A 22,566-nucleotide genomic window follows, 5' to 3' on the forward strand; every position below is an offset into this window, starting at 1 on the left:
CTGCCCGCAAAAAAGCGCATGTCTGTCCGCCTCCGCCGCGCTGGGGCACCGCAAAACAAACAGGCCGGCGTTGCCGCCAGCCTGTCTCAATGCTCTTCTCGTCCGTTATAGATAGCCAAGCAGTTGCAATGGATGATCGATGTCGATATCCGCGCCCCAATGCGCCGGCCTGTCCTGCTCGGAGAAATAGCCCCAGTTGACCAACACTGTCTTCATGCCGACATTTCGACCTGCCTGAATGTCGCGCTCGGCATCGCCGACATACATGCAATGCTCGGGCGCGATGCCGATCTGGCTGGTCGCGTGCAGCATCGGCTTCGGATCAGGCTTGGCCACCCCGACGGTATCGCCGCTGACGATCACCGCCGGCGGGATGGCGAAAGGCAGCCACGGCACCAAGCGGTCGGTGAAGCGCATCGACTTGTTGGTGATGATGCCCCAGGCCAATCCCCGCTTATTCAGTTCGGAGATCAACTCATTCACGCCATCGAACAGCGTGGTCTCCCCCGCGAGGTTGGCGTCATAGAGATCCATAAAGCGCACCCGCAGCTCCTCCATCCGGTCGGCATCGAGATCGGCACCGAAGCCGAGCTGAACCAGACCGCGCGCACCATGGCTGGCGACGGGACGAATAAGCTCATAAGACAGGGGGGCAAGCCCCTCCTCCGCCAGCAGGCAGTTCAACGCCGCACCCAGGTCGCGTGCGGTGTCGGCCAGCGTGCCGTCCAAATCGAACAATACTGCCTTGATCATGATTCCTGCTTCACCGGATTGAGAGTGAGACCGACATTGCACCATCAACGGATAGTCTTGCCAAGGAACAATCGATACGCTGGATTTTCGGTTTCCTCTATATAAGGATATCCGAGCGAATCGAGGAACTGCTGGAAAGCCTGCGCATCACCGGATGGCACCTGGATGCCGACTAGCACCCGGCCGTAGTCGGCGCCATGATTGCGATAATGGAACAAGCTGATGTTCCAGTCGGTGCGCATCGCCTCCAGGAAACGCATCAGCGCGCCAGGACGGTCCGGAAATTCGAAGCGCAGCACCCGCTCGTCCTTCAACTGCGGCGCATGCCCGCCGACCAAGTGGCGGATATGCAGCTTGGCCAGCTCGTTGTCGGTCAGGTCGATGCCGTCCAGCTCCGCCTCGCGCAGGTCGCCGATCAGCCTTTCCACATCGTCCCGGCCGGCGATCTGCACGCCGACAAAGACGTGGGCGACGCTGGGATCGGCAAAGCGATAATTGAACTCAGTGATGTTGCGCCCCCCTATCACCGAACAGAAGCGCTTAAAGCTGCCCGGCTTCTCCGGAATAGTGACGGCGATGATGGCCTCGCGCCGCTCGCCCAGCTCGGAACGCTCCGACACGTGGCGCAGGCGGTCGAAGTTCATATTGGCGCCGCAGGAAATCGCCACCAGCGACTGCCCCTCGCAGCCTTCGCGCTCGACGTAGGCCTTGACGCCGGCCACCGCCAGCGCGCCGGCCGGCTCGACGATGGAGCGGGTATCCTCGAAAATGTCCTTGATCGCCGCGCAGATGGCGTCGGAATCCACCAGGATGATTTCATCCAACAGCTCGCGGCAGATGCGGAAGGTTTCCTCGCCCACCAGCTTGACCGCTACGCCGTCGGCGAACAGACCCACGTCTTTCAGCTCGACCCGCTCGCCCTTCTCTATGGACTGGCGCATCGCGTCGGAGTCGACAGGCTGCACGCCGATGATCTTGATCTCGGGCTTCAGCCGTTTGATGAAGCTGGCCACGCCGGCCGCCAGGCCGCCGCCGCCGATGGCGACGAATACGGCATCCAGATCGTCCGGATGTTGGCGCAGGATTTCCATGCCCACCGTCCCCTGGCCTGCGATCACGTCCGGGTCGTCGAAAGGCGGGATGTAGGTGCGGCCGCTCTCCTCGGCCAGCTTCACCGCATGCAGGTAAGCTTCGTTGAAGGAGTCTCCCGACAGCACCACCTGGCCGCCGCGCTGCTTCACCGCGTCTATCTTGATCTGCGGCGTGGTGACCGGCATCACGATCACCGCCTCGCAGCCGAGCTTGCTGGCCGACAGCGCCACGCCCTGGGCGTGGTTGCCGGCGCTGGCGGTGATCACCCCGCGCGCGCGCTGCTCCGGCGTCAGCTTGGCCATCTTGTTGTAAGCGCCGCGCAGCTTGAACGAGAACACCGGCTGCAGGTCCTCGCGCTTGAGCAGAATGTTGTTGCGGTAACGACGCGACAGATTGGGGGCCAGTTCCAGCGGCGTCTCTACCGCCACGTCGTACACCCGCGAAGTGAGGATGCGCTCCAGATAGTCTTGCTTGTTACTCATGGCGATGCCTTGTCCCTGATAGTTTCTTGTATTTGAACTGTCAGAGTATCAGGAACTCCAAACCAGCGGGAGACCTGTCCGGCAGAATTTGCTGCATTGCAATATGCAACATGTCGGACAGGCTTTTTCCGGCCGCGCAGGTAGCCCGAGTGTGTATAATCAACGGCTACTGTTTGTTACCCCTAGCAAGCCCCCTCCAGAAAATGAAAAAATTCACCTCTGCCCTGGTGGCCGCCGCGCTGGCGCTGCCCTCGTTTGGCTTCGCCAATACCGCATTTGTGCCGCCGACGCCGGAAATAGCCGGCAAGGCCTATTACCTGCTCGACTACAACAGCCAGCAGGTGCTCGCCGCCCGCGATCCGGACGCCCGCGTCGAACCGGCCTCGCTGACCAAGCTGATGACCGCCTACCTGACTTTCAAGGCGCTGAAGGAAAAGCGCCTGTCGCTGGAACAGACGCTGACCGTGTCTCAGCGCGGCTGGAAGACCGAAGGCTCGCGGATGTTCCTGGACCCGAAAGTCCCGGCCAAAGTGGACGACCTGATCAAGGGCATGATCGTCCAGTCCGGCAACGACGCCTGCGTGACGCTGGCCGAAGCCATCGCCGGCAGCGAAGACGTGTTCGGCCAGCTGATGACCCAGCAGGCGCAAAAGCTGGGCATGAAGAACACCCAGTTCAAGAACGCCACCGGCCTGCCGCATGACGGCCATTACACCACGGTGCACGATCTGGGCATCCTGGCCGCCGCGCTGATCCGCGACTATCCCGAGTTCTACCCGATCTACTCGATGAAGTCGTTCACCTACAACAACATCAAGCAGCCAAACCGCAACCTGCTGCTGTACCGCGACCCCAACGTCGACGGCATGAAGACCGGCTACACCGACAGCGCCGGCTACAATATGGTGACCTCCAGCCACCGCGACGGCCGCCGCGTGATCTCCGTCGTCGTCGGCACCGCCAGCCCCGAAGCCCGCGCGGTGGAAAGCTCCAAGCTGCTGAACTATGGCTTGCAATTCTTCGACACGCCCAAACTTTATGCTGCGAACACCCGCGTATCGGACGTCCCCGTATACAAAGGCAGCGAAAAGGCGGTGTCCGTAGGCTTCAGCGGCGACGTGTTCGCCACCGTGGCCAAGGGCCAAGCCGCCAAGCTGAAGGCCGACATGACCACCATGCAGCCGCTGATCGCGCCGATCAAGGCCGGCCAAGTGGTGGGCAAGCTGACCGTATCCCTAGACGGCAAGCCGCTGCTGGAACGCCCGGTGGTAGCATTGAAAGCCGTGGAAGAAGGCGGTTTCTTCAGCCGGCTGTGGGACAGCCTGAAGCTGATGCTCGGCTGGAAGTAAGCCGCGGTATAATAGTATTCAGTAGTACGCAGCGCCGCGGCTCGTCCGCGGCCTGCCATTTTGTAATCGCATCAGAGTAGCCAGACATGTCCGACGAAAAACAGGAACTGATGGAATTCCCCTGTCGCTTTCCGCTCAAGATCATGGGCGAGCGGCATGATGAATTCGTCACCACCATCACCGAAGTGGTGCGCATCAACGCCCCCGATCTAGCCGAGATCGACGTGGTGCTGCGCGAAAGCTCCGGCGGCCGCTTCTATGCGCTGACCGTCACCGTCACCGCCACCTCGCGCCAGCAGCTCGACAGCATCTATCTGTCGCTGACCGGCCACCCGATGGTAAAAATGGTCCTCTAAAAACACCGGGAGTTCAGGTGCCTCGCATCATCAAACATCTGGGCCGGGTCGATTACGAGCCGACCTGGCGCGCCATGCAGGCCTTCACCGACAGCCGCGCCGCCGAGACCTGCGACGAGCTGTGGGTGGTGGAGCATCCAGCGGTATTCACCCAGGGCCTCGCCGGCAAGCCGGAACATCTACTGCAGCAGAACGACGTCCCGGTGGTGAAGACCGACCGCGGCGGCCAGATCACCTATCACGGCCCCGGCCAGCTGGTGGTCTACCTGCTGGTGGACTTCAAGCGCATGCGAGTCGGCGTGCGCGACCTGGTGCGCCACATCGAACAGGCTATCATCGACATGCTGGCCGAACAGGGCATCGCCGCTAATGGCGACGTGGACGCGCCCGGCGTCTATGTGGACGGCGCCAAGATCGCCTCGCTAGGCCTGCGCATCAAGAACGGCGCCACCTACCACGGCCTGAGCCTGAATGTGGATATGGACCTGACCCCGTTTAGCTGGATCAACCCTTGCGGCTACGCCAACCTCAAGGTGACCCAAATGAAGAATCTGGGCGTGAACCTCACGGTCGCCGAAGCCGCCGACAAGCTGCTGCCGCACCTGGAACGCCACCTGAGCATAAGCAAGGAGACCGCATGAAGCCGGACAACCAGGCCGGGGTGAAGCACAAGGGCGCGGCCAAGACCGCCCGCATCCCGATCAAGATCGTGCCGCTGGACGAAAAGCTGAAAAAGCCGGAATGGATCCGCGCCAAGCTGCCCAACGGCCAGCGCTTCCACGAGATCAAACAGATCCTGCGCGAACAGAAGCTGCACACCGTCTGCGAAGAAGCCACCTGCCCGAACATCGGCGAGTGCTTCAGCAAGGGCACCGCCACCTTCATGATCATGGGCGACATCTGCACCCGCCGCTGCCCGTTCTGCGACGTCGGCCACGGCCGCCCCAATCCTCTGGACCCGAACGAGCCCAAGCACCTGGCCGAGAGCGTGGCCGCGATGCGGCTGAAATACGTGGTGGTCACCTCGGTGGACCGCGACGACCTGCGCGACGGCGGCGCACAACATTTCGCCGACTGCATCGGCGCGGTGCGCGAAATGTCGCCGAACACGCAGATCGAAACACTGGTGCCGGATTTCCGCGGCCGCCTGGACATCGCCGTCGACATCCTGACCCAGACGCCGCCGGACGTGATGAACCACAACCTGGAAACCGTGCCGCGCCTGTACAAGCAAGCCCGCCCGGGCGCCGACTACGCGCACTCGCTGCAGCTCCTCAAGGACTACAAGGCGAAGAATCCGCACGTGCGCACCAAATCCGGCCTGATGGTGGGCCTGGGCGAGACCGACGAGGAAATCCTGGAAGTGATGCGCGACATGCGCGCCCACAACGTGGACATGCTGACCATCGGCCAATATCTGCAACCGTCCGACGGCCACCTGCCGGTACTGCGCTACGTGCATCCGGACGTGTTCAAGATGTTCGAGGAAAAAGCCTACGAAATGGGCTTCGTCCACGCCGCCGTCGGCGCGATGGTTCGCTCCAGCTACCACGCGGATGAACAGGCGCACGAAGCGGGCGTGTAATACACCCGGCGACCTCAAGCAAGAACGGCATCCGCGCCCAGGCCCGGATGCCGTTTTCACATCTCCCCCTTCTCATTCCGTGGGCTTTTCTATTACCAGCACGCTGGGAGCCCAGGCATAGCGCGTGCCATCGTCGTAAGCACCTTGATAAAACTTCGGCTGCACTAGCCTTGCCTCTAACCCATCCAGACACACCAGCTCCTGCGCAACTTCCCACAATCGCCTGGACTTATGTTGCAGCCAAGCCACGGGAGTATCATGCCGAACCTTCTGTCTGGGCTCATCAACACCGAGCCAGAACGCGAGACAGCCAAACTCCAATGCTCCCCCGCACCAGACACTCAACTCCAAAGCATCACGCAGCCTAGCTACATCCTCAAACAGACGTGCACCCGGCTCCGCCAAGTAATTCTTCACCTCGACAATCGCTCTAGGCACACCATCCTGGCCAACCTCGGGAGCTACCCACAGCACAACATCAGCCCTGCCATCCAGCCTAAGAGTCACTCTGGGCACCTCGTCGAGACACACATTTGCATACTCCAACGTCTCGCGCATACCGGCCTCTAAGGTGACATAACAACCTTCCTCCACATCCACCAGCTCTCTTGCAACAGCACAAGTCAACAAGTACTCCGGCGCTCCGTGAAGCCCCTCATCCCCCGTCCATCTCAAGTACTCCCGATACGCCTTTCGGATACCAGTGCAGATTGCCCCCTCCACTTCGCTCTTCGAAACTCTCAACGCCGTCATGTCGCGCCCCTCCAAAATGATGGTCAGCATAAAAATTGCCTCCGCCCATGCAAGATAAATCAATGGATCATGCAAAATGAAAGTCCGGCGCATCTTGCGGTTGAAATCCCCCCACCCAGAAGTTTCTATTTATGAAGCGATGGCAAATCCGCCACGCCGATTCCATCAAATAACAATCAGGTTTGATTTAATAACGGTTTTCGCTTATAGTTGGCTTGTTATTAATTTTGCAAAGGCAAACCGTGGACAACGACGGTTCTAGTCGATCTTCGATCGCAGTATAAGCCTTGCAGGATTTCAGCAGACCGAACACTCTTCCTCTGCCGCATCCTGCAAGCAGGATGTGGCGTCCAGATCCGGCGGCAAGCCGGTTCCCAAGCCGCAATACGACGCACCGCGCCTCATGATGGATACTGTCCGGCCTTGATTGGCCGCATCCTCAACCGAGCCAGCGTCGCCGCGGCCAGCCCCCATCGACAGATCACGCGTCAGACGGATTGTTTGCGCATGCTTTCGTTTCGCAAAGGAGATTCCATGCCGGAAGAGCCAGAACCGCGAGCGAATGCGTCGCACGCCTGCCGGACAGGCTGACCTTCCCTCGGGTGGGAATAAGCAGACCAGCAGCTGCGCGATATTCGCTCGTTCAATATCGGAGTACATCCGTGATTACGGTTTATTCAACCGGAACGGGATGTTTATTACCTGTTGAAATAATAATGGGGGGACTCAATATGCACGCCCTGAAATTGACCCAGCTGCTGAAATTCTTCACCCGCAATAATCAAACTGCCGCATCCGCCGATTTCCGCCTGAATATTGTTTGCGATAAAGACGTGATCACCACGCTGCGCAAACGCCTGTTTTGGGAAATGCACGATCTGGGCCTGCGCGCCTCTCAGGTCACCATCGCGCCGGAAGGCTCCGATAGCCACTGCAAGCTGTCAGTAGTGCTGAACTGCCCGCTGCAACAACGCCAGATTCTGGACGACATGGCGCTGCGCCTGAGCCAATTGCCGGAGATCCATCGCGTCCACTGGGGCCGCCGCGCGCAAGCCGCCCGCCCGCAGACGCGCGGACTGTTCGGCCACGGCCGCGCCAGAATCGCCTGACATCCATAAATTCATCCGCCACGCCGCCTTAAAACGAGGAACACGCCGACATGCCCGAAGAGCCCGAGCCGCAAACAGCAAGCCTTCGCCGCCGGTAACCCCCTGTCGTAAGCATCGGGGAATGCCGCCGCGGCATGACCCGATCCGTTTCGCGTCCCCAAGCTGGACGCGGACATCCGTCGCCGCGCGCGATGGCCGGCCCGTCCGGCCCCGCGCGGCCAGGAGCTTACGATGATGCAGAATCCCTTCCTGAATCCGCGCCAACAACAGCGCTACCAATTGTCGATCGCCTGCCCGGCCATGTCGCTGGGCGCGGCCCGCCGCGAGCTGCGCGGCCAGGCGCTGAAACACGGCCTGCGCATCCTGCAATGGCGGGAACAGCCGCAGGCCCCCGCCCGCGGCGCCATCCTGGCCGCCGCGCCCTGGCTGATCAGCGCCGACTTCCGTTCCGACTCCACCTCCTGCATGCATTTCCTGCAGGGCATCGCCCAGCGGCTGACCACGCTGCCGCTGACCCAGGTGAAGCTGGAATGCCTGTCGCTGCCACCCACCGCCAACCGCGCGCTGGCCTGACGCCGTCTTCCTAAATCATGCGCCGCGCCTTCGCGCCCGGCGTCCAAGCAGCACAGGAGATGGCATGACATAGCGCCCCCCCCATAACCTTTTGAGATGCCACCCGCTGGGGCGTTCGCATAGAGCCCCCCAACGGGCGGCAATGTTCTCTCGCTTTTCGAGCTGACACATTGTCGGCGCTGATGCACGAGAGCCTGCTCAATATCCTTTCCGACATCGGCCGTTTCACGGCGCGCGGAAGGCGAAATCGCGAGCACGCTCGAATGGCAGGGCTGGTCGTGCCCGCAGCGCCAGGAGATTTACCATGACCAAGAACCTCACCCCCCGCAAACGGAACCGGGGCTTCATCGCCGCTCCGGGCAAAACCGGCGACCAAATCGCCTTCCGCCTGGCCCATGAAGCCTTGCTGCCGCAGGAAGAAACCTTCAAGCGGCTGCGCAGCCAGCCGGAAGGCCTGACCTCCGCCGAAGCCGCCCAGCGGCTGGAGCAATACGGCCGCAACGAAGTGGCCCACGACAAGCCGCCGCATGCGCTGATCCAGCTGCTGCTGGCATTCAAGAACCCGTTCGTGATGGTGCTGATCGCGCTGGCCGCGATCAGCTATGTGATGGACATCGCGATGGCGGCGCCAGACGATCAGGACTGGACCAAGGTCATCATCCTGGCCAGTATGATCGGCGTCAGCGGCCTGCTGCGTTTCTGGCAGGAATACCGCTCGGCCAAGGCGGCGGAAAAACTGAAGTCTCTGGTGCGCAACACCGCCACCGTCCAGCGCCGCCCCACTTCCCCCACCGTGCCGCTGCGCATGGAAGTGCCGATGACCGAATTGGTGGTCGGCGACGTCATCCACCTGCAAGCCGGCGACATGGTACCCGCCGATGTGCGGCTGCTGGAGTCCCGCGACCTGTTCATCAGCCAGGCGGTGCTGACCGGCGAAGCGCTGCCGGTGGAGAAATACGACACCCTGGGCGCGGTGGCCGCCAAGTCCGCCGACGGCCAGACCGACGGCGAGGCCGGCCTGCTCGATCTATCCAACGCCTGCTTCATGGGCACCAATGTGGTGTCCGGCACCGCCCGCGCGGTGGTGGTGGCCACCGGCACCGATACTTACTTCGGCTCGCTAGCGCGCAATGTGGTCAGCCACAAGCGCATCGAAACTAGCTTCGACAAGGGCGTCAACAGCGTCTCCTGGCTGCTGATCCGCTTCATGCTGGTGATGGTGCCCATCGTCTTCATGATCAACGGCGTCACCAAGGGCGACTGGATGTCCGCCCTCACCTTCGCGCTGGCGGTGGCCGTGGGCCTGACGCCGGAAATGTTGCCGATGATCGTCTCCGCCAACCTGGCCAAGGGCGCAGTGGCGATGGCGCGGCGCAAGGTAGTGGTGAAGCGGCTGAACTCGGTGCAGAACTTCGGCGCGATGGATGTGCTATGCACCGACAAGACCGGCACCCTGACCCAGGACAAGATCATCCTGGAGCACCATTACGACGTCTACGGCGACAAGGACGAAACCACGCTGCAACTGGCCTGGCTCAACAGCTTCCACCAGAGCGGCATGAAGAATCTGATGGACATCGCCATCGTCGAGCGCGCCGATGAGCTGGGCGAGCGCGTCAAGCTGCGCCATTACAGCAAGGTGGACGAGCTGCCGTTCGATTTCGAGCGCCGCCGGCTGTCGGTGATCCTGCAGGAGCAGAATGGCCAGCAACTGATGGTGTCCAAGGGCGCGGTAGAGGAAATGCTGGCCGTCTGCAGCCACATCCAGGACGGCGATGAAGTGCGCGCGCTGAACGCGCAAGAACGCGCCCGCCTGCTGCGCCTGAGCCAGGAATTCAACGCCGAAGGCTACCGCGTGCTGGTGGTGGCCACCCGCCATATCCCGTCCGACGAGCGCAAGAACGCTTACCAGACCGCCGACGAGCGCGGCCTGGTGGCGCGCGGCTTCCTGACCTTCCTCGATCCGCCCAAGGACTCCGCCGCGCCGGCGATCAAGGCGCTGAACGAGTACGGCGTCACCGTCAAGGTGCTGACCGGCGACAATCCCATCGTTACCGCCAAGGTTTGCCGCGACGTCGGCCTCAATCCGGGCAAGCCGCTGCTGGGCCCCGAGATCGAGGCGATGGACGACGTCGCGCTGTGCGCCGCGGTCAAGCGCACCACCATCTTCGCCAAGCTGACCCCACTGCAGAAGTCTCGCGTGGTGAAAGCATTGCAGGCCAACGGCCACACCGTCGGCTTCCTCGGCGACGGCATCAATGACGCGCCGGCGCTGCGCGACGCCGACGTCGGCATCTCGGTGGACAGCGGCGCTGACATCGCCAAGGAAACCGCCGACATCATCCTGCTGGAAAAGAGCCTGATGGTGCTGGAGGAAGGCGTGATTAAGGGCCGCGAAACCTTCGGCAACATCCTCAAGTACCTGAACATGACCGCCAGCTCCAACTTCGGCAATGTGTTCTCGGTGCTGGTGGCCTCCGCCTGGCTGCCGTGGGAGCCGATGCTGGCGATGCAGCTGTTGCTGCAGAACCTGATCTACGACCTGTCGCAGATGTTCCTGCCCTGGGACAAGATGGATCCGGATTTCCTGAAGAAACCGCGCAAGTGGGAAGCCGGCAACATCAAGCGCTTCATGCTGTGGCTGGGGCCGACATCCTCGGTGTTCGACATCACCACCTACATCCTGCTGTGGACAGTGTTCGGCGCAGGCGCGGCCTACCACATGCACGGCGGCGACGGCGGCCAGCTGATCATGAACACCGGCTGGTTCATGGAAGGCCTGATCTCGCAGACCCTGGTGGTGCACATGCTGCGCACCCGCAAGATTCCGTTCCTGCAGAGCACGGCGTCGCTGCCGGTGCTGCTGTCGACTTCGATCGCCATCGCCATCGCCTGCTATCTGCCGTTCTCGCCGATCGCGTCCTCGCTGGGCTTCATCCAGCTGGACACCAGCTACTTCTGGTGGCTGCTGCTGACGATGGCCGGCTATCTGGCGCTGACGCAGACGGTGAAGACCATTTACATCAAGCGTTACGGTCAATGGTTCTAAGCGCCTGATAGGGCGGCAACGCCATCACATGTCTGAGGCCGGTCCAAGACCGGCCTTTTTCATATCGCCAACTCGCCTTTAGTTCAGCAACATCCAAGCCGCCAGGATTTTTGTGCAAAACCTGCACTTTTAGACAGCTAGTATTCGTACCTAAGCGCTCCCGCCTCTTCTTCCCGCCTCATGATAATCACGGCCCCTCCCTCATGCCGGCCGCCTCCCGCAAGCTGTGGAAATTAATCTGGCAAGGCTTCGTCCATATCCATCCTCTCTGGGCTGAATTACCACAAACAGTATCCATTCCAATAACCAGATGGAGAAAATCATGAGCATGGACGATGCAGGCGGCCAGAAACGCTGGGCGCGCGATTACGTGTTCGACATCCTGAGCCAGCTGGGCATACACCGTATTTTCGGCGTGCCCGGCACCAACGAGATTCCCATCATCGACGGCACGTCCTACCCGGAAAACCAGGTGGAGTACATCGAGTGCCTGCACGAGAACATCGCCATCGGCGCGGCGATGGGCTCGGCGCGGATGACCGGCAAGCCCGGCGTGCTGGTGGTGCACGTGACGCCCGGCATCGCCCACGCCATCGGCAATCTGTTCAACGCCTGGCGCTCACAGGCCCCGCTGGTGATCCTGTGCTGCCAGCAGCAGAACGAGCTGGTCACCCAGGAGCCTCTGCTGGCATCCAATCTGGTGGACTTGGCCCGTCAATACACCAAGTGGGCGCATGAGGTCCGCACTGAGCAGGAATTCCCAATGGTGCTGCAGCGTGCATTCAAGGAGGCGATGGCGCCGCCCAACGGCCCGGTATTCGTCGCCATCCCGTGGGAATTCACCATGCGCCGCATCGGCGACGACGACCGCATCAAGGGCGTGACGAAGATTTCGCCGCACTTCACCGCCGATCGCCAGGCGATAACGCAGGCGGCGCAGCTGCTGCGCGAGGCCAAGAACCCCATCATCGTCACCGGAGACGCCGCCGGCTACGCCGAAGCCTGGCCGGAACTGCAGCGGATGGCGGAGCTGCTGGGCGCGCCGGTGCTGCAGCAAACCTTCAGCAGCCTGGCCAACTTCCCCAACAACGATTACCACTGGCAGGGCGAGCTGCCCGGCAGCCAATCCGGCGTGCAGCAAGTGTTCGCCGGTCATGACGTCGCCTTCCTGTGCGGCTTCAGCAACCAGGCGCAGATCACGGTCTACAAGTACAGCGACGGTCCGCTGATTCCGCCCTCCGTCACCCAGGTCTACCTCAGCAACCATACCTGGGACATCGGCAAGAACTACTACGGCGAGGCCGCGCTGTTCGGCGATCTGAAAGCCACGCTGCCGCTGATCAACCAGTTGATCGGCGACCAGCCCTCGACCGCGGCCGTTGCCCGCAACGCCAAGCTGAAAGAGCTGGCCGCCCAGCGCAAGGTCGCCTGGGACGCCTACCTGCGCGAAGCGATGCATCAGAACGAGATCTGGGCGGTGGTGATCGCCGACGCGCTGCGAAAGGAAATCGGCGAGCGCCAGCTGGAAAAGCAGTTCGTCTACGTGCACGAGGCGGTGTCCGATCCGGCGCCGTTCCAGTACCTGCTGCCATTCACCGACCAAGCGGCTGCGCCGATCAGCTACTACTGCGTCGGCGGCGGCTCGCTGGGCTGGTCGATGCCGGCCACGCTGGGCATCAAACTGGAGCCGGACGGCTGCCAGGGCATAGACACCCGCTTCGTCGTCGCCGCCACCGGCGACGGCTCCTCGCTGTTCTACCCGCAAACCTGGTGGACCGCGCAACACCGCCAGCTGGGCGTGCTCTACATCATCACCAACAACCACGAGTACCACACGCTGCAGATGGGCCTGCAGCAAGTGGAGTCGATATACGGCGACGCGCCGGGCTACGAATGGACCGCCAAGACGCAAGACCCGGAATACCTGCGCATCCATCGTCCCAAGCCGGATTTCGTCACCCTGGCCAAGGCCTTCGGCGGCATGGAGGGCGAAATCGTCCGCCATCCGGAGGACGTGCGCGCGGCAGTCAGGCGCGGCATTGACCACGCGCTGGGCGGCCACGCCTACGTGCTGGACATGCATACCATCGGCCTGGAACAAACCCCGCCCACGCCGGAAGAAGCCAATGCCCGCTACGAGAAACAGCCCCGCCTGGACTGCTTCCACTTCGGCGCGGACGCGCTGAGGCGCAGCGACGACGCTGGCCTGCCGGGCAATGTGCCGGTGATTTTCTGAACGCAATCCACCCAGAGAAGGAAACAGCACCATGGCTGAAGAAAATTTCGACATCGCCATCGTCGGCGGCGGCGTATCCGGCGTTTATTGCGCCTGGCGGCTGAAACAAACCAACCCCGGGCAGAAGATCGCCGTATTCGAAGCCAGCGACCACATCGGCGGGCGGCTGCTGTCAGTGCGCCCGCCCGACATTCCCGACATGGTGGCGGAGCTGGGCGGCATGCGCATCCTGCCCGCGGTGCAGCCGCTGGTGACAAAATTGATTACCGAATTGAATCAGGAGCTGCCGGCCGACGAACAGATTTCGCTATATAAATTTCCGGTGGACGAGCCCCAGAACATCGCCTTCCTGCGCGGCGTCTACCTGCGCCTGGCCGACTTCACCAACGATCCGGACATCGTCCCCTACCAGCTGAATTTCATCGACCACGGCCAAAGCGCTGGCGAGGTGATCGTCAACGCGATCGAACAGATCGTGCCCGGCATCACCAACTCGAACCTGAGCGAGGAACAGCGCCGCGAAATGGCGCAAAGCGCTGAATTCGGCGGCGTGCCGCTGTACAAACAAGGCTTCTGGAACGTGCTGCTGCGGGTCATCACCGGCGAGGCTTACCACTACGCCGAAGATGTCGGCGGCTACGACTCCACGCTGTGCAACTGGAACGCGGCGGACGCGATTCCATGGTATCTGTCCGACTTCGGGGTCAGTCCAGAATACATGGGCTTCAGCAACGGCTTCCAGCAGGTGCCGCTGTCGCTGGCGCAACTGTTTGAAAAATCCGGCGGCGATGTCAGGCTGGCATCCCACATCTCCCACATCACGCTACAGGGAGACGGCTTCGCCTTCCAGGTCAACGGCAGCGCGGCGACGGCCAAAAAGCTGATCCTGGCGATGCCCCGCCGCTCGCTGGAACTGCTGACTGCCACCAGCCCGGCGCTGCAGGACGCCAAAACCCAGGCGCTGATCTCCACCGTCACGCCGCGGCCGCTGTTCAAACTGTTCACCACCTATAACAGCCCCTGGTGGCGCAACACCGGCTACTCCTCCACCGACGACGACGGCAAACCGATCTACGTCGCGGTGCAGGCCGGCCGCTCGGTCACCGACCTGCCGGTGCGGCAAACCTACTATTGGCCGAAAAGCGATGGCACCGCCGCCACCGAAGGCCATGCGATGCTGCTGGCCAGCTACGACGACGGCGACAACACCGGTTTCTGGGACGGGCTGCGCGCCAAGCGCCGCCAGCCCAGAGCGCTCGGTAGGGATGTGGCGCAACTCGCCGATCCCTTCATCGGCGTGGACGACAATGTGCAGCGCGACGAGCTGGAATGGCACCAGTACAAGGCGCCGCGGATGATGACCGAGGAAGTGACTCGCCAGCTGACTGTGATGCACAGCCTGAACTACACGCCCAAAGTGCGCAACGCCGCCTACCGCGACTGGGGCGACGATCCGTTCGGCGGCGGCTGGAACAGCTGGAACATCGGCGTGAAGAGCTGGGAAGTGAAGCATGCGGTAGTTCAGCCCACCGACCTGCCGCTGTACATCTGCGGCGAGGCCTATTCCGACGCGCAGGGCTGGGTGGAGGGCGCGCTGCAGACCGCCGGCTATCTGTTGGCAAAACTCGGCGTCGCGCCCTTCCCGCGTTAAGCCTCACCCTGGCCGCAAGAACGGACCGTTCGGCCAAGCCGGCGGTCCGTTTTCAGATTCGGTCCTGCTCCACCAGGCCCAGGCGCGGCACCACTGCGCCGGCCTCCAACACCGTGCCCGGCGACAACACCGCGTTGGCCCCCACCCGCACGCCGTCGCCCAGCAGAGCGCCCAGTTTCTCCAGCCCCGGCAACAGCACCTTGCCAGCCACATGCAGGCGTATGGTCTTGTCGTCGCGCTCGTTCCAGTGATTGGCCAGGATGCTCCCAGCCTCCAGGTTGACGTCGGCGCCCAGCACCGAATCGCCGACGAAATTGAAATGGGCGAGCCGGCTGCCCGGCCCGACGATGGAAGTCTTGATCTCGCAGCCCGGTCCCACCGTCACTCCGGCGCACAGAACCACTCCGCCGCGCAAGTAGGCGTGGGCGGCCACCCGACAAGCCGGGCCTATCCAGACCGGCCCTTTCAGGATCGCCCCTTCTTCCAACGTCGCGCTGCGATGGATCATCGCCTCGCCATCCCACACCCATTCATCGGGATTGGCTGCGGCGCGGCGCGCCGCCAACGCATCGGGCAAGCCTTCCAGCCATCGCCAGGGCACGTCAGCGGCATTGAGCCACGGCAAGGCCTGGGCCACGGCGGACAACAAGCGGTGAAATTCCGGCATCGGGGGCTCCTTAAGGCAAAGAAGCGATTTGACACGCACGAGCGCAGGCCGGCAAGCATCCAAAACAAAACTGCCGTTCCCTTGCGGGAACGGCAGTTTGTATCGGCGCTCCGATGTCAGCCCATCGGCGCGGCTGTTCTAATCCCTTGCGGTATTAGAAGGAGTGAACCATGTTCAGGCCCACGCCGCGCAGCTTGTTGCCGGCGGTGGCGGTATCGCTGCCATTGGTGAAGATGGCTTGATCAGCCTTCACTTCGCCATATTGCAGGCCAACGGTGGTGCGCTTGGACATTTGATAGTCCACGCCGACCAGGAACTGCTTGTAGCCGCTGTTCGGTTCGGAGTTGCCATCAACCTTGACGTTGGTGCCTTGCGCGTAAGTCAGCTTCGGCGTGAATGCGCCCAGGGTGTAGGCGGCAGTCAGCGCGTATTCCTGCGACTTGTACTTGCTGCCATCCAGAGCCGGAGCATTGTCGCCCAGGAAGTAGCTCAGCGGAGTCACGGAGCTGTCGCCACGGTCGTTGCGGTAGCCGAAGGCAAGCAGCAGGTTGTTGGCGTTGTAGCCAGCTTCCAGACGATGGCTGTCATTGGACTGGGTACGCACGCCGGCGATGGTCACCGGAGTCTGGTGGATGTACTGGTACTTGCCGAAGAAGCCGCTGTTCTCGTAGGACAGGCCCAGGTTGTACAGCTCGCGCGAGCTATCGCTCGGCGCGGTGGCGAAGGAAGCGGTCTTATCTTCCTTGGTGCCGTACAGGAACGCGCCCTGGAAGCCGTTGTAGTTGGCGGTGTCAAAACGGATGGCGTTCTTCACGCGGACATCGTCACGGGTAAAGGCGTTCAGTTGCAGCGCGTCGCTGGAGCTTTCCCACGGGTTCACGACGCTCATATTGGAGTCGCTGAAGGTGGAGATGTTGCCCAGACGCACTTTACCGTAGCCGGTATCCAGGCCGACGAAGGATTCGCGGCTGGCGAACGTGCCGTACTTCTGACGGTTGGTGCCGTCAATGTCGAAGCCGCTCTCAACCTGCCAGATGGCCTTCAGGCCATTGCCCAGGTCTTCGCTGCCTTTGAAGCCGATACGGGAGCCCATGTCATCGACGTTGGTCTTGTTGATACCAGCGGCATCAACATTTTCCACGCCGGCCTTCAGTTGGCCGTAGATGGTGACATCAGCGAATGCGGCAGCCGGCAGAGTGGCAACCGCCAGGGCGATCAGAGTTTTTTTCATGGTGAACAATCCTTGTGGCTTGTCTTAGAAAGCGATTGAATACTAATTCCACGGATGGATATATGCAAGTGAACACTTCGGTACCATGTTGTAAAAACACATCACAATCGGCAAAAAAACAACACTAGTCATGAGCTCAGAAATCTTGTCCAAACTTAACAAATTTATGTATTTTTATTGCTTAATGAACATTAACAAAGCCATTAACGCCGAAACAATGTTCAATATCGAAAAAAAAGGCCCACACGTGTGGGCCTTACATAAGGATAGACTTGACCTGAGCCTGCTCGAACCTAAGGAATGCAGACATCAACCAGACTCAATTTAGAGTGTACTCGCTTTCGTTTTTCCAATCAATTTCTTTCCCAGCGCACTTTGTCAAACATTGTTAAGCCATTCCACATGCTTTGCGAGCGCGGCCATGCCGCGATGTCCCTCAGGCCCTCGGCTCAGCCACCTACGGCCGCTTCGCGCTGCGCGGGGAAGTGCAGCTCGGCGCACAAGCCGCCCAGCGGGTGATTGAACAGGAAAATGTCGCCGTGATGCTCGCGCGCGATGGCCCGGGCAATCGCCAGCCCCAGTCCGCTGCCGCCGGTATGCTTGGCCCGGGAATGCTCCAGCCTCACATAGGGCTCGAATACCCGCTCGAGATCGTCCTCGGCGATGCCTGGGCCATGATCCCGCACCATGATTTCCACGCGGCCGGCACGCTCGCGCAACGACACCTCCACGACACCACCGCCATAACGGCGGGCATTCTCCAACAGGTTGGCGATGCAGCGGCGCAAGGCCTGCGGCCGGGCGTACAAGGGCTTCACCGTTTCCGTCCTGCACATCACTTCGGCGCCCAACGCCTCAACGTCCTCGACCACGCCCTCCAGCAAGGCGCCGACATTGAGCAGCACCGTGCTTTCATTGCCCTGCCCCATCCGCAGATAGGCCAGCGTGTCGCCTATCAGTTGATCCATCTCGACCAGGTCGCGCTCTATCGCCTGGCGCGCGCTTCCCTCCTCCAGCTGCTCCAGCCTCAGCCGGACGCGGGTGATCGGCAGGCGAAGATCGTGCGACACGCCTGCCAGCATCTGGCTGCGCGTCTGCAGATAACGCTGCAGCTCCTGTTGCATGCGGTTGAAGGCCCGGGAAGCGTTGACCACCTCCTGGGTGCCGGTTTCAGGCAAGGGCGGCTGGTTGAGGTTGGCCGCCAGCCCGGTCGCGGCCTGGGAAAACAGCGCCAGCGGCCGCGTCAGGCGGCGCACGGCCCAGGCGGAGGCCATGGCCACCACCAGCGCCACCAGCAGCAGCCAGGCGGTCACCCGCCACGGCGTTTCCGCCGCGCTGGATATCTGCCCGATGCGGAAGGTCACCACGGTGCCGTCCTTCAGCTGCGCCTGCACCGTGGCCATCTGGATCTTGAACTCCGGCCCGCCTTCGCCCAGTTTGTTGGGAAAGGCCTGCACCCAGAACTGCTTGCCCGGCGTGAACACGTGCTGGCCCGGCTCAACGAAGGGACGCAGCAAATCTTCCGCGGCATCGGGAGAGTCGTCGCGGAAGGACAGCACCTGCAGGCGGAACGGAGAGCCAAGATCGTCCTGGATCAATTCGCGCAGCTTGCCGGCTTCCGGCAGATTGGTCTTGCCCCCGACCCGCCAGGGCTGGTCGAGCAACACCTGGGCGTTGGGCGAAGTCAGCGCGCCGGCCAGCTTGGGCCGGCTGGCGGCGGCGGTTTCGTCCAGCAGATTGATCATGTCCGCCAGGTGCTGCGCCACGTACTCGGCGCGCAAGGTGCGGCTGAGCCGCTCGCGGTCGGTCAGCACCAGCGCGATGCCGATCACGTTGGCCAACAGCACGCTGGTCAGCAGCGTCAGCAACAGCTGGCCGTACAGGGTGCGAGGCAAGCGCCTCATCTCACCGGCACCACCTCGCAAGCCAGCATGTAACCGCCGCTGCGGATGGTCTTGATCAGCAGCGGTTCGCGGGCGTCATCGCCCAGGCGGCGGCGCAAGCGGCCTATCATCACGTCGACGGTGCGATCGAAGGGGCCGGCTTCCTTGCCGTTCATCGCCTCCATCAGCTGGTCGCGCGACATCACGCGCTGCGAATTCTCGGCCAGCGCCTGCATCAGCTTGAATTCGCCGCCGGACAGCGGCGTCACCACGCCGCCGCCGTCGACCAGATGCTGGGCGCCCAGCTCCAGCCGCCAGTCGCCGAACTGCAGCGCGCGCAGTGCGCTGTTGTTGCGGCGCTCTTCCACCCGGCGCAGGATGCTGCGCACGCGGGCCAGCAATTCGCGCGGGTTGAACGGCTTGGGCAGGTAATCGTCGGCACCCATTTCCAGACCGATGATGCGGTCCAGTTCGTCGCCCCGCGCCGTCAGCATCAGGATCGGCATATTGGAGCGGGAGCGCAGATCGCGGCACAGTTTCAGGCCGTCCTCGCCCGGCAACATCAGATCCAGGATCAGGATGTCGAACGACTGCTCGGCCAAGGCGCGGTTCATCGCCTCGCCATCGCCCACCGCCGAGACAACCATGTCCTGGCGGCTCAGGTAATCGCTAAGCAGATCGCGCAGATCCGGATCGTCATCGACAATAAGCACGCGGGAAGCTTGAGACATCGGCAGTTCCTAAGGTATCGGGAGTTAATCACGAAGGTGTCGCCTGCAAGCGCGACAACAGCGCGGGCGCCGTGTTTGGGCGCCCGCGCTCTCAGGGTTGGAGTGACGAAGGTTTCAATTGGTTCCGCTGCGCGGTTCCTGCCGGGTTCGATGCCAGGAATAGCCGATGCCGCCGGCCAGCAGGGACACCGTCGCCAGCAGCGACCAGGCGGTGGGCAGCTTGAACGCCACCAGGCCAGCGTCGTGCAGGTAGACCAGCCCCACCTTGACGCCGATCAGCACCAGCACCAGCGCCAGCGCGTACTTCAGATAATGGAAACGGTGCACCATGGCCGCCAGCGCGAAATACAGCGCGCGCAGGCCCAGAATCGCGAAGATGTTGGAGGTGTAGACCAGGAACGGATCCTGGGTCACCGCGAAAATGGCCGGGATGCTGTCCACCGCGAACACCAGGTCGGCCGACTCCACCAGAATCAGCGTCAGCAGCAGCGGCGTCGCCCACCATCCCTTGCCCAGGCCATGGCGCTCGCCGCGCACCAGGAAGGCGTTGCCGTGCAGCTCCGGCGTCAGCCGCATCCGGCGGCGCAGCCACTGGTAAAACTTCTGCTCAGTGAGCGGCGTGGCTTCCTCGTCGCCGGAGAACAGCATTTTCAGGCCAGCCCACAGCAGGAAGATGCCGAACAGCAGCAGCACCCACTGGAACTCGGCCACCAGCGCGGCGCCGGCGCCTATCATCAGCGCCCGCATCAGGATCGCGCCCAGGATGCCCCAGAACAGCACCCGGTGCTGAAGCGCTCGCGGCACCGCCATGCTGCCGAAGATCAGCGAGATCACGAACACATTATCCAGCGACAGCGACTTCTCCAGCAGATAGCCGGTGAAGTACTGCACGCCGGCGTCGGCACCGCGATACCACCACACCCAGCCGCCGAAGGCCAGGCCGATGCCGATATAGAACGCCGACAGCTTCAGACTGTCGCGCACGCCGATCTCGCGGCCGTCCTTCTGCAGGATGCCGAGGTCGAACGCCAGCAGCGCCAACACGCCGGCCAGGAAAGCCAGCCAGGTCCACAGCGGGTAGCCCAGCGCGGGGGCGGTCAGAAAATCGATCACTTCAACACTCCATTCAATCCGTCAATGCGGGCGGACAGACGCCGCCCGCGAGGGTCAACCGCGGCCTTCCAGCGCGGCGATGCGTTCTTCCATGCTCGGATGGGTGGCGAACAGGCCCAGCAGGCCGCGGCCGCCGGCGATGCCGGAGGCGGCCATGCTCTTGGGCAGGCCGTCGGCTTCGATGCCGCCCAGGCGGCGCAGCGCGTTGGCCATCGGCCGCGGCGAACCCAGCAGCTCGGCGGCGCCGGCGTCGGCGCGGAATTCGCGCTGGCGCGAGAAGTACATCACCACCACGGAAGCCAGGATGCCGAACACGATCTCGCACACGATCACCGTGACGAAATAGCCAATGCCGGTGCCGGCGGAGCTGTTTTCCTCATCGCGCTTCAGCCAGCTGTCCACCAGATAGCCGACCACCCGCGCCAGGAAGAACACGAAGGTGTTGACCACGCCCTGGATCAGCGTCAGCGTCACCATGTCGCCGTTGCGGATGTGGGCGATCTCGTGCGCCAGCACCGCCTCCACTTCTTCCTCGTTCATATTGGCCAAGAGGCCGGTGGACACCGCCACCAGCGAGTTGGAGCGGCTGGGTCCGGTGGCGAAAGCGTTGGGCTCGCCCTCGTACACCGCCACCTCCGGCATCGGCAGGCCGGCGCGGTCGGCCAGCTTGCGCACGGTGTTCAACAGCCAGGCCTCGGTCTGGCCGGACGGCTGCGTGATCACCCGCGCGCCAGTGCTCCACTTGGCCATGGTCTTGGACAAGGCCAGCGAAATGAAGGCGCCGCCAAAGCCCAGCACCGCCGAGAACATCAGCAACATGCCCAGATTCAGCCCACCGGAAGTGACGAAGCGGTCCAGCCCCAAAAGACGGACGCTCACGCTCAGCACCAGCATCACGGCGATGTTGGTCACAATCAGCAAAATCACCCGTTTCATTGTTTAGTCTCCCGAAATCCATTCAATCATCGGCCAGGACGAAGCGCTGGCCACACTGCAGTGTATGCGACAAAAAGAATCGAAAAAATAAAGTAAAATCTGAACATATATACGATTTTTTCGAATTGAAAAATGGACAAACTCAATTACAAGCATCTGCACTATTTCTGGGCCGTCGCCCGCACCGGCAGCGTCACCCGCGCCGCCGAACAGCTGGGCATCAGCATGCAGACCGTCAGCGGCCAGATTTCCCGGCTGGAGCAGCAGCTGGGACGGTCCTTGCTCCGCCAGCAAGGGCGAGGACTGGAACTGACCGAAGCCGGGCGCGTGGCCCAAGGCTACGCCGACCGCATCTTTCTGCTGGGCGAGGAAATGGAAGAGGCGCTGGCCGATCCGTTGCTCGACCAGACGCTGCGGCTGGCGGCCGGCATTTCCGACGTTGTCCCCAAAGGCATCGCCAGCCGCCTGTTGCGGCCGGCGCTGCAAACCGGCTGCCGCCTCCGCCTCAGTTGCGGCGAAGGGGACTTCGACGAGTTGATCGGCGAATTGGGCCGGCACCGGCTGGATCTGGTGCTGGCGGACCGGCCGGTGGCCAGCAGCGAGCAGCAACAATTCCAGTCTTGGCCGCTGCTGAGCTGCCCGGTGCAACTGCTGGCCGCGCCGGCGCTGCACGCCAGCCGCCAGGCGGGTTTTCCCGCCAGCCTGGAGCAGGCGCCGCTATTGCTGCCCAGCCGCGACAACGTGCTGCGCCGGCAATTGGAGCATTGGTTCGAGGCAAGTGGTTTGCGGCCCGACGTTGTCGGCGAATTCGACGACCATGCGTTAATGGAGACATTCGCCCGCCAGGGAATGGGACTGCTGCCCGCCCCCGTCTCGCCCGACGGAGAGGCCGATCATCCCGGCCTGCTGTCCTTGGGCGCGCTGGATGGCGTATCGGAGCGCTATTACGTCACCGCCAGCCGGCGCAAATTGCAGCACCCCGCCCTGCAAGCCATTCTGCGGGCCTGGAGCTGAGCT

19 protein-coding genes are annotated in these 22,566 nt (G+C 62.6%); 10 read left to right on the forward strand and 9 right to left on the reverse strand.

Translation table 11 applies throughout. The features are described 5' to 3' along the window. Positions 1–105 precede the first annotated feature (105 nt). Positions 106–753, reverse strand: a complete 648-nt coding sequence (locus LQR33_RS15880; protein ID WP_231469655.1) for an HAD family hydrolase — start codon at positions 751–753, stop codon at positions 106–108. Positions 754–797: 44 nt separating this feature from the next. Next, the gene (gene ilvA / locus LQR33_RS15885) at positions 798–2,327 is read right to left on the reverse strand and encodes a threonine ammonia-lyase, biosynthetic (protein WP_231469657.1); all 1,530 of its coding nucleotides are present in this window, start codon (positions 2,325–2,327) and stop codon (positions 798–800) included. A gap of 203 nt (positions 2,328–2,530) precedes the next feature. On the opposite strand from ilvA, the gene LQR33_RS15890 reads away from it, so the two are divergent. The 4 genes from LQR33_RS15890 (at position 2,531) to lipA (ending at position 5,617) form a co-directional block, all read left to right on the forward strand. Continuing rightward, a complete protein-coding gene (locus LQR33_RS15890; RefSeq protein ID WP_231469659.1) occupies positions 2,531–3,676 on the forward strand; it encodes a D-alanyl-D-alanine carboxypeptidase family protein in 1,146 nt (381 codons plus the stop codon). 86 nt (positions 3,677–3,762) lie between these two features. Then, positions 3,763–4,032 (forward strand): YbeD family protein, encoded by a 270-nt coding sequence (locus LQR33_RS15895; RefSeq protein ID WP_021477525.1) that lies wholly within the window; start codon positions 3,763–3,765, stop codon positions 4,030–4,032. Positions 4,033–4,049: 17 nt separating this feature from the next. Next, a complete protein-coding gene (gene lipB / locus LQR33_RS15900) occupies positions 4,050–4,673 on the forward strand; it encodes a lipoyl(octanoyl) transferase LipB (RefSeq protein ID WP_231178992.1) in 624 nt (207 codons plus the stop codon). Continuing rightward, the gene (gene lipA / locus LQR33_RS15905) at positions 4,670–5,617 is read left to right on the forward strand and encodes a lipoyl synthase (RefSeq protein WP_221668070.1); all 948 of its coding nucleotides are present in this window, start codon (positions 4,670–4,672) and stop codon (positions 5,615–5,617) included. Before lipB ends, lipA begins: the two co-directional genes overlap by 4 nt. A gap of 72 nt (positions 5,618–5,689) precedes the next feature. Here lipA and LQR33_RS15910 read toward each other — a convergent pair whose 3' ends face one another. Next, the gene (locus LQR33_RS15910) at positions 5,690–6,400 is read right to left on the reverse strand and encodes a hypothetical protein (protein ID WP_231469661.1); all 711 of its coding nucleotides are present in this window, start codon (positions 6,398–6,400) and stop codon (positions 5,690–5,692) included. Positions 6,401–7,101: 701 nt separating this feature from the next. Here LQR33_RS15910 and LQR33_RS15915 point away from each other — a divergent pair. The 5 genes from LQR33_RS15915 (at position 7,102) to LQR33_RS15935 (ending at position 14,988) form a co-directional block, all read left to right on the forward strand. After that, positions 7,102–7,479: a hypothetical protein gene (locus tag LQR33_RS15915; RefSeq protein ID WP_021477520.1), complete on the forward strand. Its 378-nt coding sequence runs from the start codon at positions 7,102–7,104 to the stop codon at positions 7,477–7,479. Positions 7,480–7,710: 231 nt separating this feature from the next. Next, positions 7,711–8,052: a hypothetical protein gene (locus tag LQR33_RS15920; RefSeq protein WP_166441195.1), complete on the forward strand. Its 342-nt coding sequence runs from the start codon at positions 7,711–7,713 to the stop codon at positions 8,050–8,052. 304 nt (positions 8,053–8,356) lie between these two features. Beyond that, positions 8,357–11,101 carry a magnesium-translocating P-type ATPase gene (gene mgtA / locus LQR33_RS15925; RefSeq protein WP_231469663.1) on the forward strand — a complete coding sequence of 915 codons (2,745 nt, stop codon included), beginning with the start codon at positions 8,357–8,359 and terminating at the stop codon, positions 11,099–11,101. 322 nt (positions 11,102–11,423) lie between these two features. Further along, a complete protein-coding gene (locus LQR33_RS15930) occupies positions 11,424–13,337 on the forward strand; it encodes a thiamine pyrophosphate-binding protein (RefSeq protein ID WP_231469665.1) in 1,914 nt (637 codons plus the stop codon). A gap of 31 nt (positions 13,338–13,368) precedes the next feature. Beyond that, entirely contained in the window at positions 13,369–14,988 is a 1,620-nt protein-coding gene (locus LQR33_RS15935; RefSeq protein WP_221668073.1) for a flavin monoamine oxidase family protein, read from the forward strand. A gap of 52 nt (positions 14,989–15,040) precedes the next feature. Here the strand turns inward: LQR33_RS15935 and LQR33_RS15940 are convergent, their stop codons facing one another. The 6 genes from LQR33_RS15940 to htpX all read right to left on the reverse strand — a co-directional run bounded on the left by LQR33_RS15940 (position 15,041) and on the right by htpX (position 21,549). Further along, positions 15,041–15,655 carry an LbetaH domain-containing protein gene (locus tag LQR33_RS15940; RefSeq protein ID WP_231469667.1) on the reverse strand — a complete coding sequence of 205 codons (615 nt, stop codon included), beginning with the start codon at positions 15,653–15,655 and terminating at the stop codon, positions 15,041–15,043. A gap of 154 nt (positions 15,656–15,809) precedes the next feature. Beyond that, positions 15,810–16,886, reverse strand: coding sequence for a porin (locus LQR33_RS15945; protein WP_231178998.1), 1,077 nt, complete (start codon positions 16,884–16,886; stop codon positions 15,810–15,812). Positions 16,887–17,335: 449 nt separating this feature from the next. Beyond that, positions 17,336–18,790 carry an ATP-binding protein gene (locus tag LQR33_RS15950; RefSeq protein WP_221668075.1) on the reverse strand — a complete coding sequence of 485 codons (1,455 nt, stop codon included), beginning with the start codon at positions 18,788–18,790 and terminating at the stop codon, positions 17,336–17,338. After that, a complete protein-coding gene (locus LQR33_RS15955) occupies positions 18,787–19,500 on the reverse strand; it encodes a response regulator (protein ID WP_021477512.1) in 714 nt (237 codons plus the stop codon). The genes LQR33_RS15950 and LQR33_RS15955 overlap by 4 nt, the downstream gene beginning before the upstream one ends. A 114-nt stretch (positions 19,501–19,614) precedes the next feature. Beyond that, positions 19,615–20,610: a TerC family protein gene (locus LQR33_RS15960; protein WP_166441204.1), complete on the reverse strand. Its 996-nt coding sequence runs from the start codon at positions 20,608–20,610 to the stop codon at positions 19,615–19,617. A 57-nt stretch (positions 20,611–20,667) separates the two neighbouring features. Next, the gene (gene htpX, locus LQR33_RS15965; protein WP_021477510.1) at positions 20,668–21,549 is read right to left on the reverse strand and encodes a protease HtpX; all 882 of its coding nucleotides are present in this window, start codon (positions 21,547–21,549) and stop codon (positions 20,668–20,670) included. Between the two features lie 132 nt (positions 21,550–21,681). Between htpX and nhaR the strand changes: the two genes are divergently transcribed. Beyond that, positions 21,682–22,563, forward strand: coding sequence for a transcriptional activator NhaR (nhaR, locus tag LQR33_RS15970; RefSeq protein ID WP_221668076.1), 882 nt, complete (start codon positions 21,682–21,684; stop codon positions 22,561–22,563). Positions 22,564–22,566 lie beyond the last annotated feature (3 nt).

The sequence above is a fragment of the Chromobacterium piscinae genome (genome assembly GCF_021129175.1).
Classification (GTDB): domain Bacteria; phylum Pseudomonadota; class Gammaproteobacteria; order Burkholderiales; family Chromobacteriaceae; genus Chromobacterium; species Chromobacterium piscinae.

What these genes read in the sequence shown, in the direction of transcription:
- LQR33_RS15880 (WP_231469655.1), bottom strand. Translation starts at nt 753, where the DNA reads ATGATCAAGGCAGTATTGTTCGATTTGGACGGCACGCTGGCCGACACC.
- ilvA (WP_231469657.1), bottom strand. Translation starts at nt 2,327, where the DNA reads ATGAGTAACAAGCAAGACTATCTGGAGCGCATCCTCACTTCGCGGGTG.
- LQR33_RS15890 (WP_231469659.1), top strand. Translation starts at nt 2,531, where the DNA reads ATGAAAAAATTCACCTCTGCCCTGGTGGCCGCCGCGCTGGCGCTGCCC.
- LQR33_RS15895 (WP_021477525.1), top strand. Translation starts at nt 3,763, where the DNA reads ATGTCCGACGAAAAACAGGAACTGATGGAATTCCCCTGTCGCTTTCCG.
- lipA (WP_221668070.1), top strand. Translation starts at nt 4,670, where the DNA reads ATGAAGCCGGACAACCAGGCCGGGGTGAAGCACAAGGGCGCGGCCAAG.
- LQR33_RS15910 (WP_231469661.1), bottom strand. Translation starts at nt 6,400, where the DNA reads ATGCTGACCATCATTTTGGAGGGGCGCGACATGACGGCGTTGAGAGTT.
- LQR33_RS15915 (WP_021477520.1), top strand. Translation starts at nt 7,102, where the DNA reads ATGCACGCCCTGAAATTGACCCAGCTGCTGAAATTCTTCACCCGCAAT.
- LQR33_RS15920 (WP_166441195.1), top strand. Translation starts at nt 7,711, where the DNA reads ATGATGCAGAATCCCTTCCTGAATCCGCGCCAACAACAGCGCTACCAA.
- mgtA (WP_231469663.1), top strand. Translation starts at nt 8,357, where the DNA reads ATGACCAAGAACCTCACCCCCCGCAAACGGAACCGGGGCTTCATCGCC.
- LQR33_RS15930 (WP_231469665.1), top strand. Translation starts at nt 11,424, where the DNA reads ATGAGCATGGACGATGCAGGCGGCCAGAAACGCTGGGCGCGCGATTAC.
- LQR33_RS15935 (WP_221668073.1), top strand. Translation starts at nt 13,369, where the DNA reads ATGGCTGAAGAAAATTTCGACATCGCCATCGTCGGCGGCGGCGTATCC.
- LQR33_RS15940 (WP_231469667.1), bottom strand. Translation starts at nt 15,655, where the DNA reads ATGCCGGAATTTCACCGCTTGTTGTCCGCCGTGGCCCAGGCCTTGCCG.
- LQR33_RS15945 (WP_231178998.1), bottom strand. Translation starts at nt 16,886, where the DNA reads ATGAAAAAAACTCTGATCGCCCTGGCGGTTGCCACTCTGCCGGCTGCC.
- LQR33_RS15950 (WP_221668075.1), bottom strand. Translation starts at nt 18,790, where the DNA reads ATGAGGCGCTTGCCTCGCACCCTGTACGGCCAGCTGTTGCTGACGCTG.
- LQR33_RS15955 (WP_021477512.1), bottom strand. Translation starts at nt 19,500, where the DNA reads ATGTCTCAAGCTTCCCGCGTGCTTATTGTCGATGACGATCCGGATCTG.
- htpX (WP_021477510.1), bottom strand. Translation starts at nt 21,549, where the DNA reads ATGAAACGGGTGATTTTGCTGATTGTGACCAACATCGCCGTGATGCTG.
- nhaR (WP_221668076.1), top strand. Translation starts at nt 21,682, where the DNA reads ATGGACAAACTCAATTACAAGCATCTGCACTATTTCTGGGCCGTCGCC.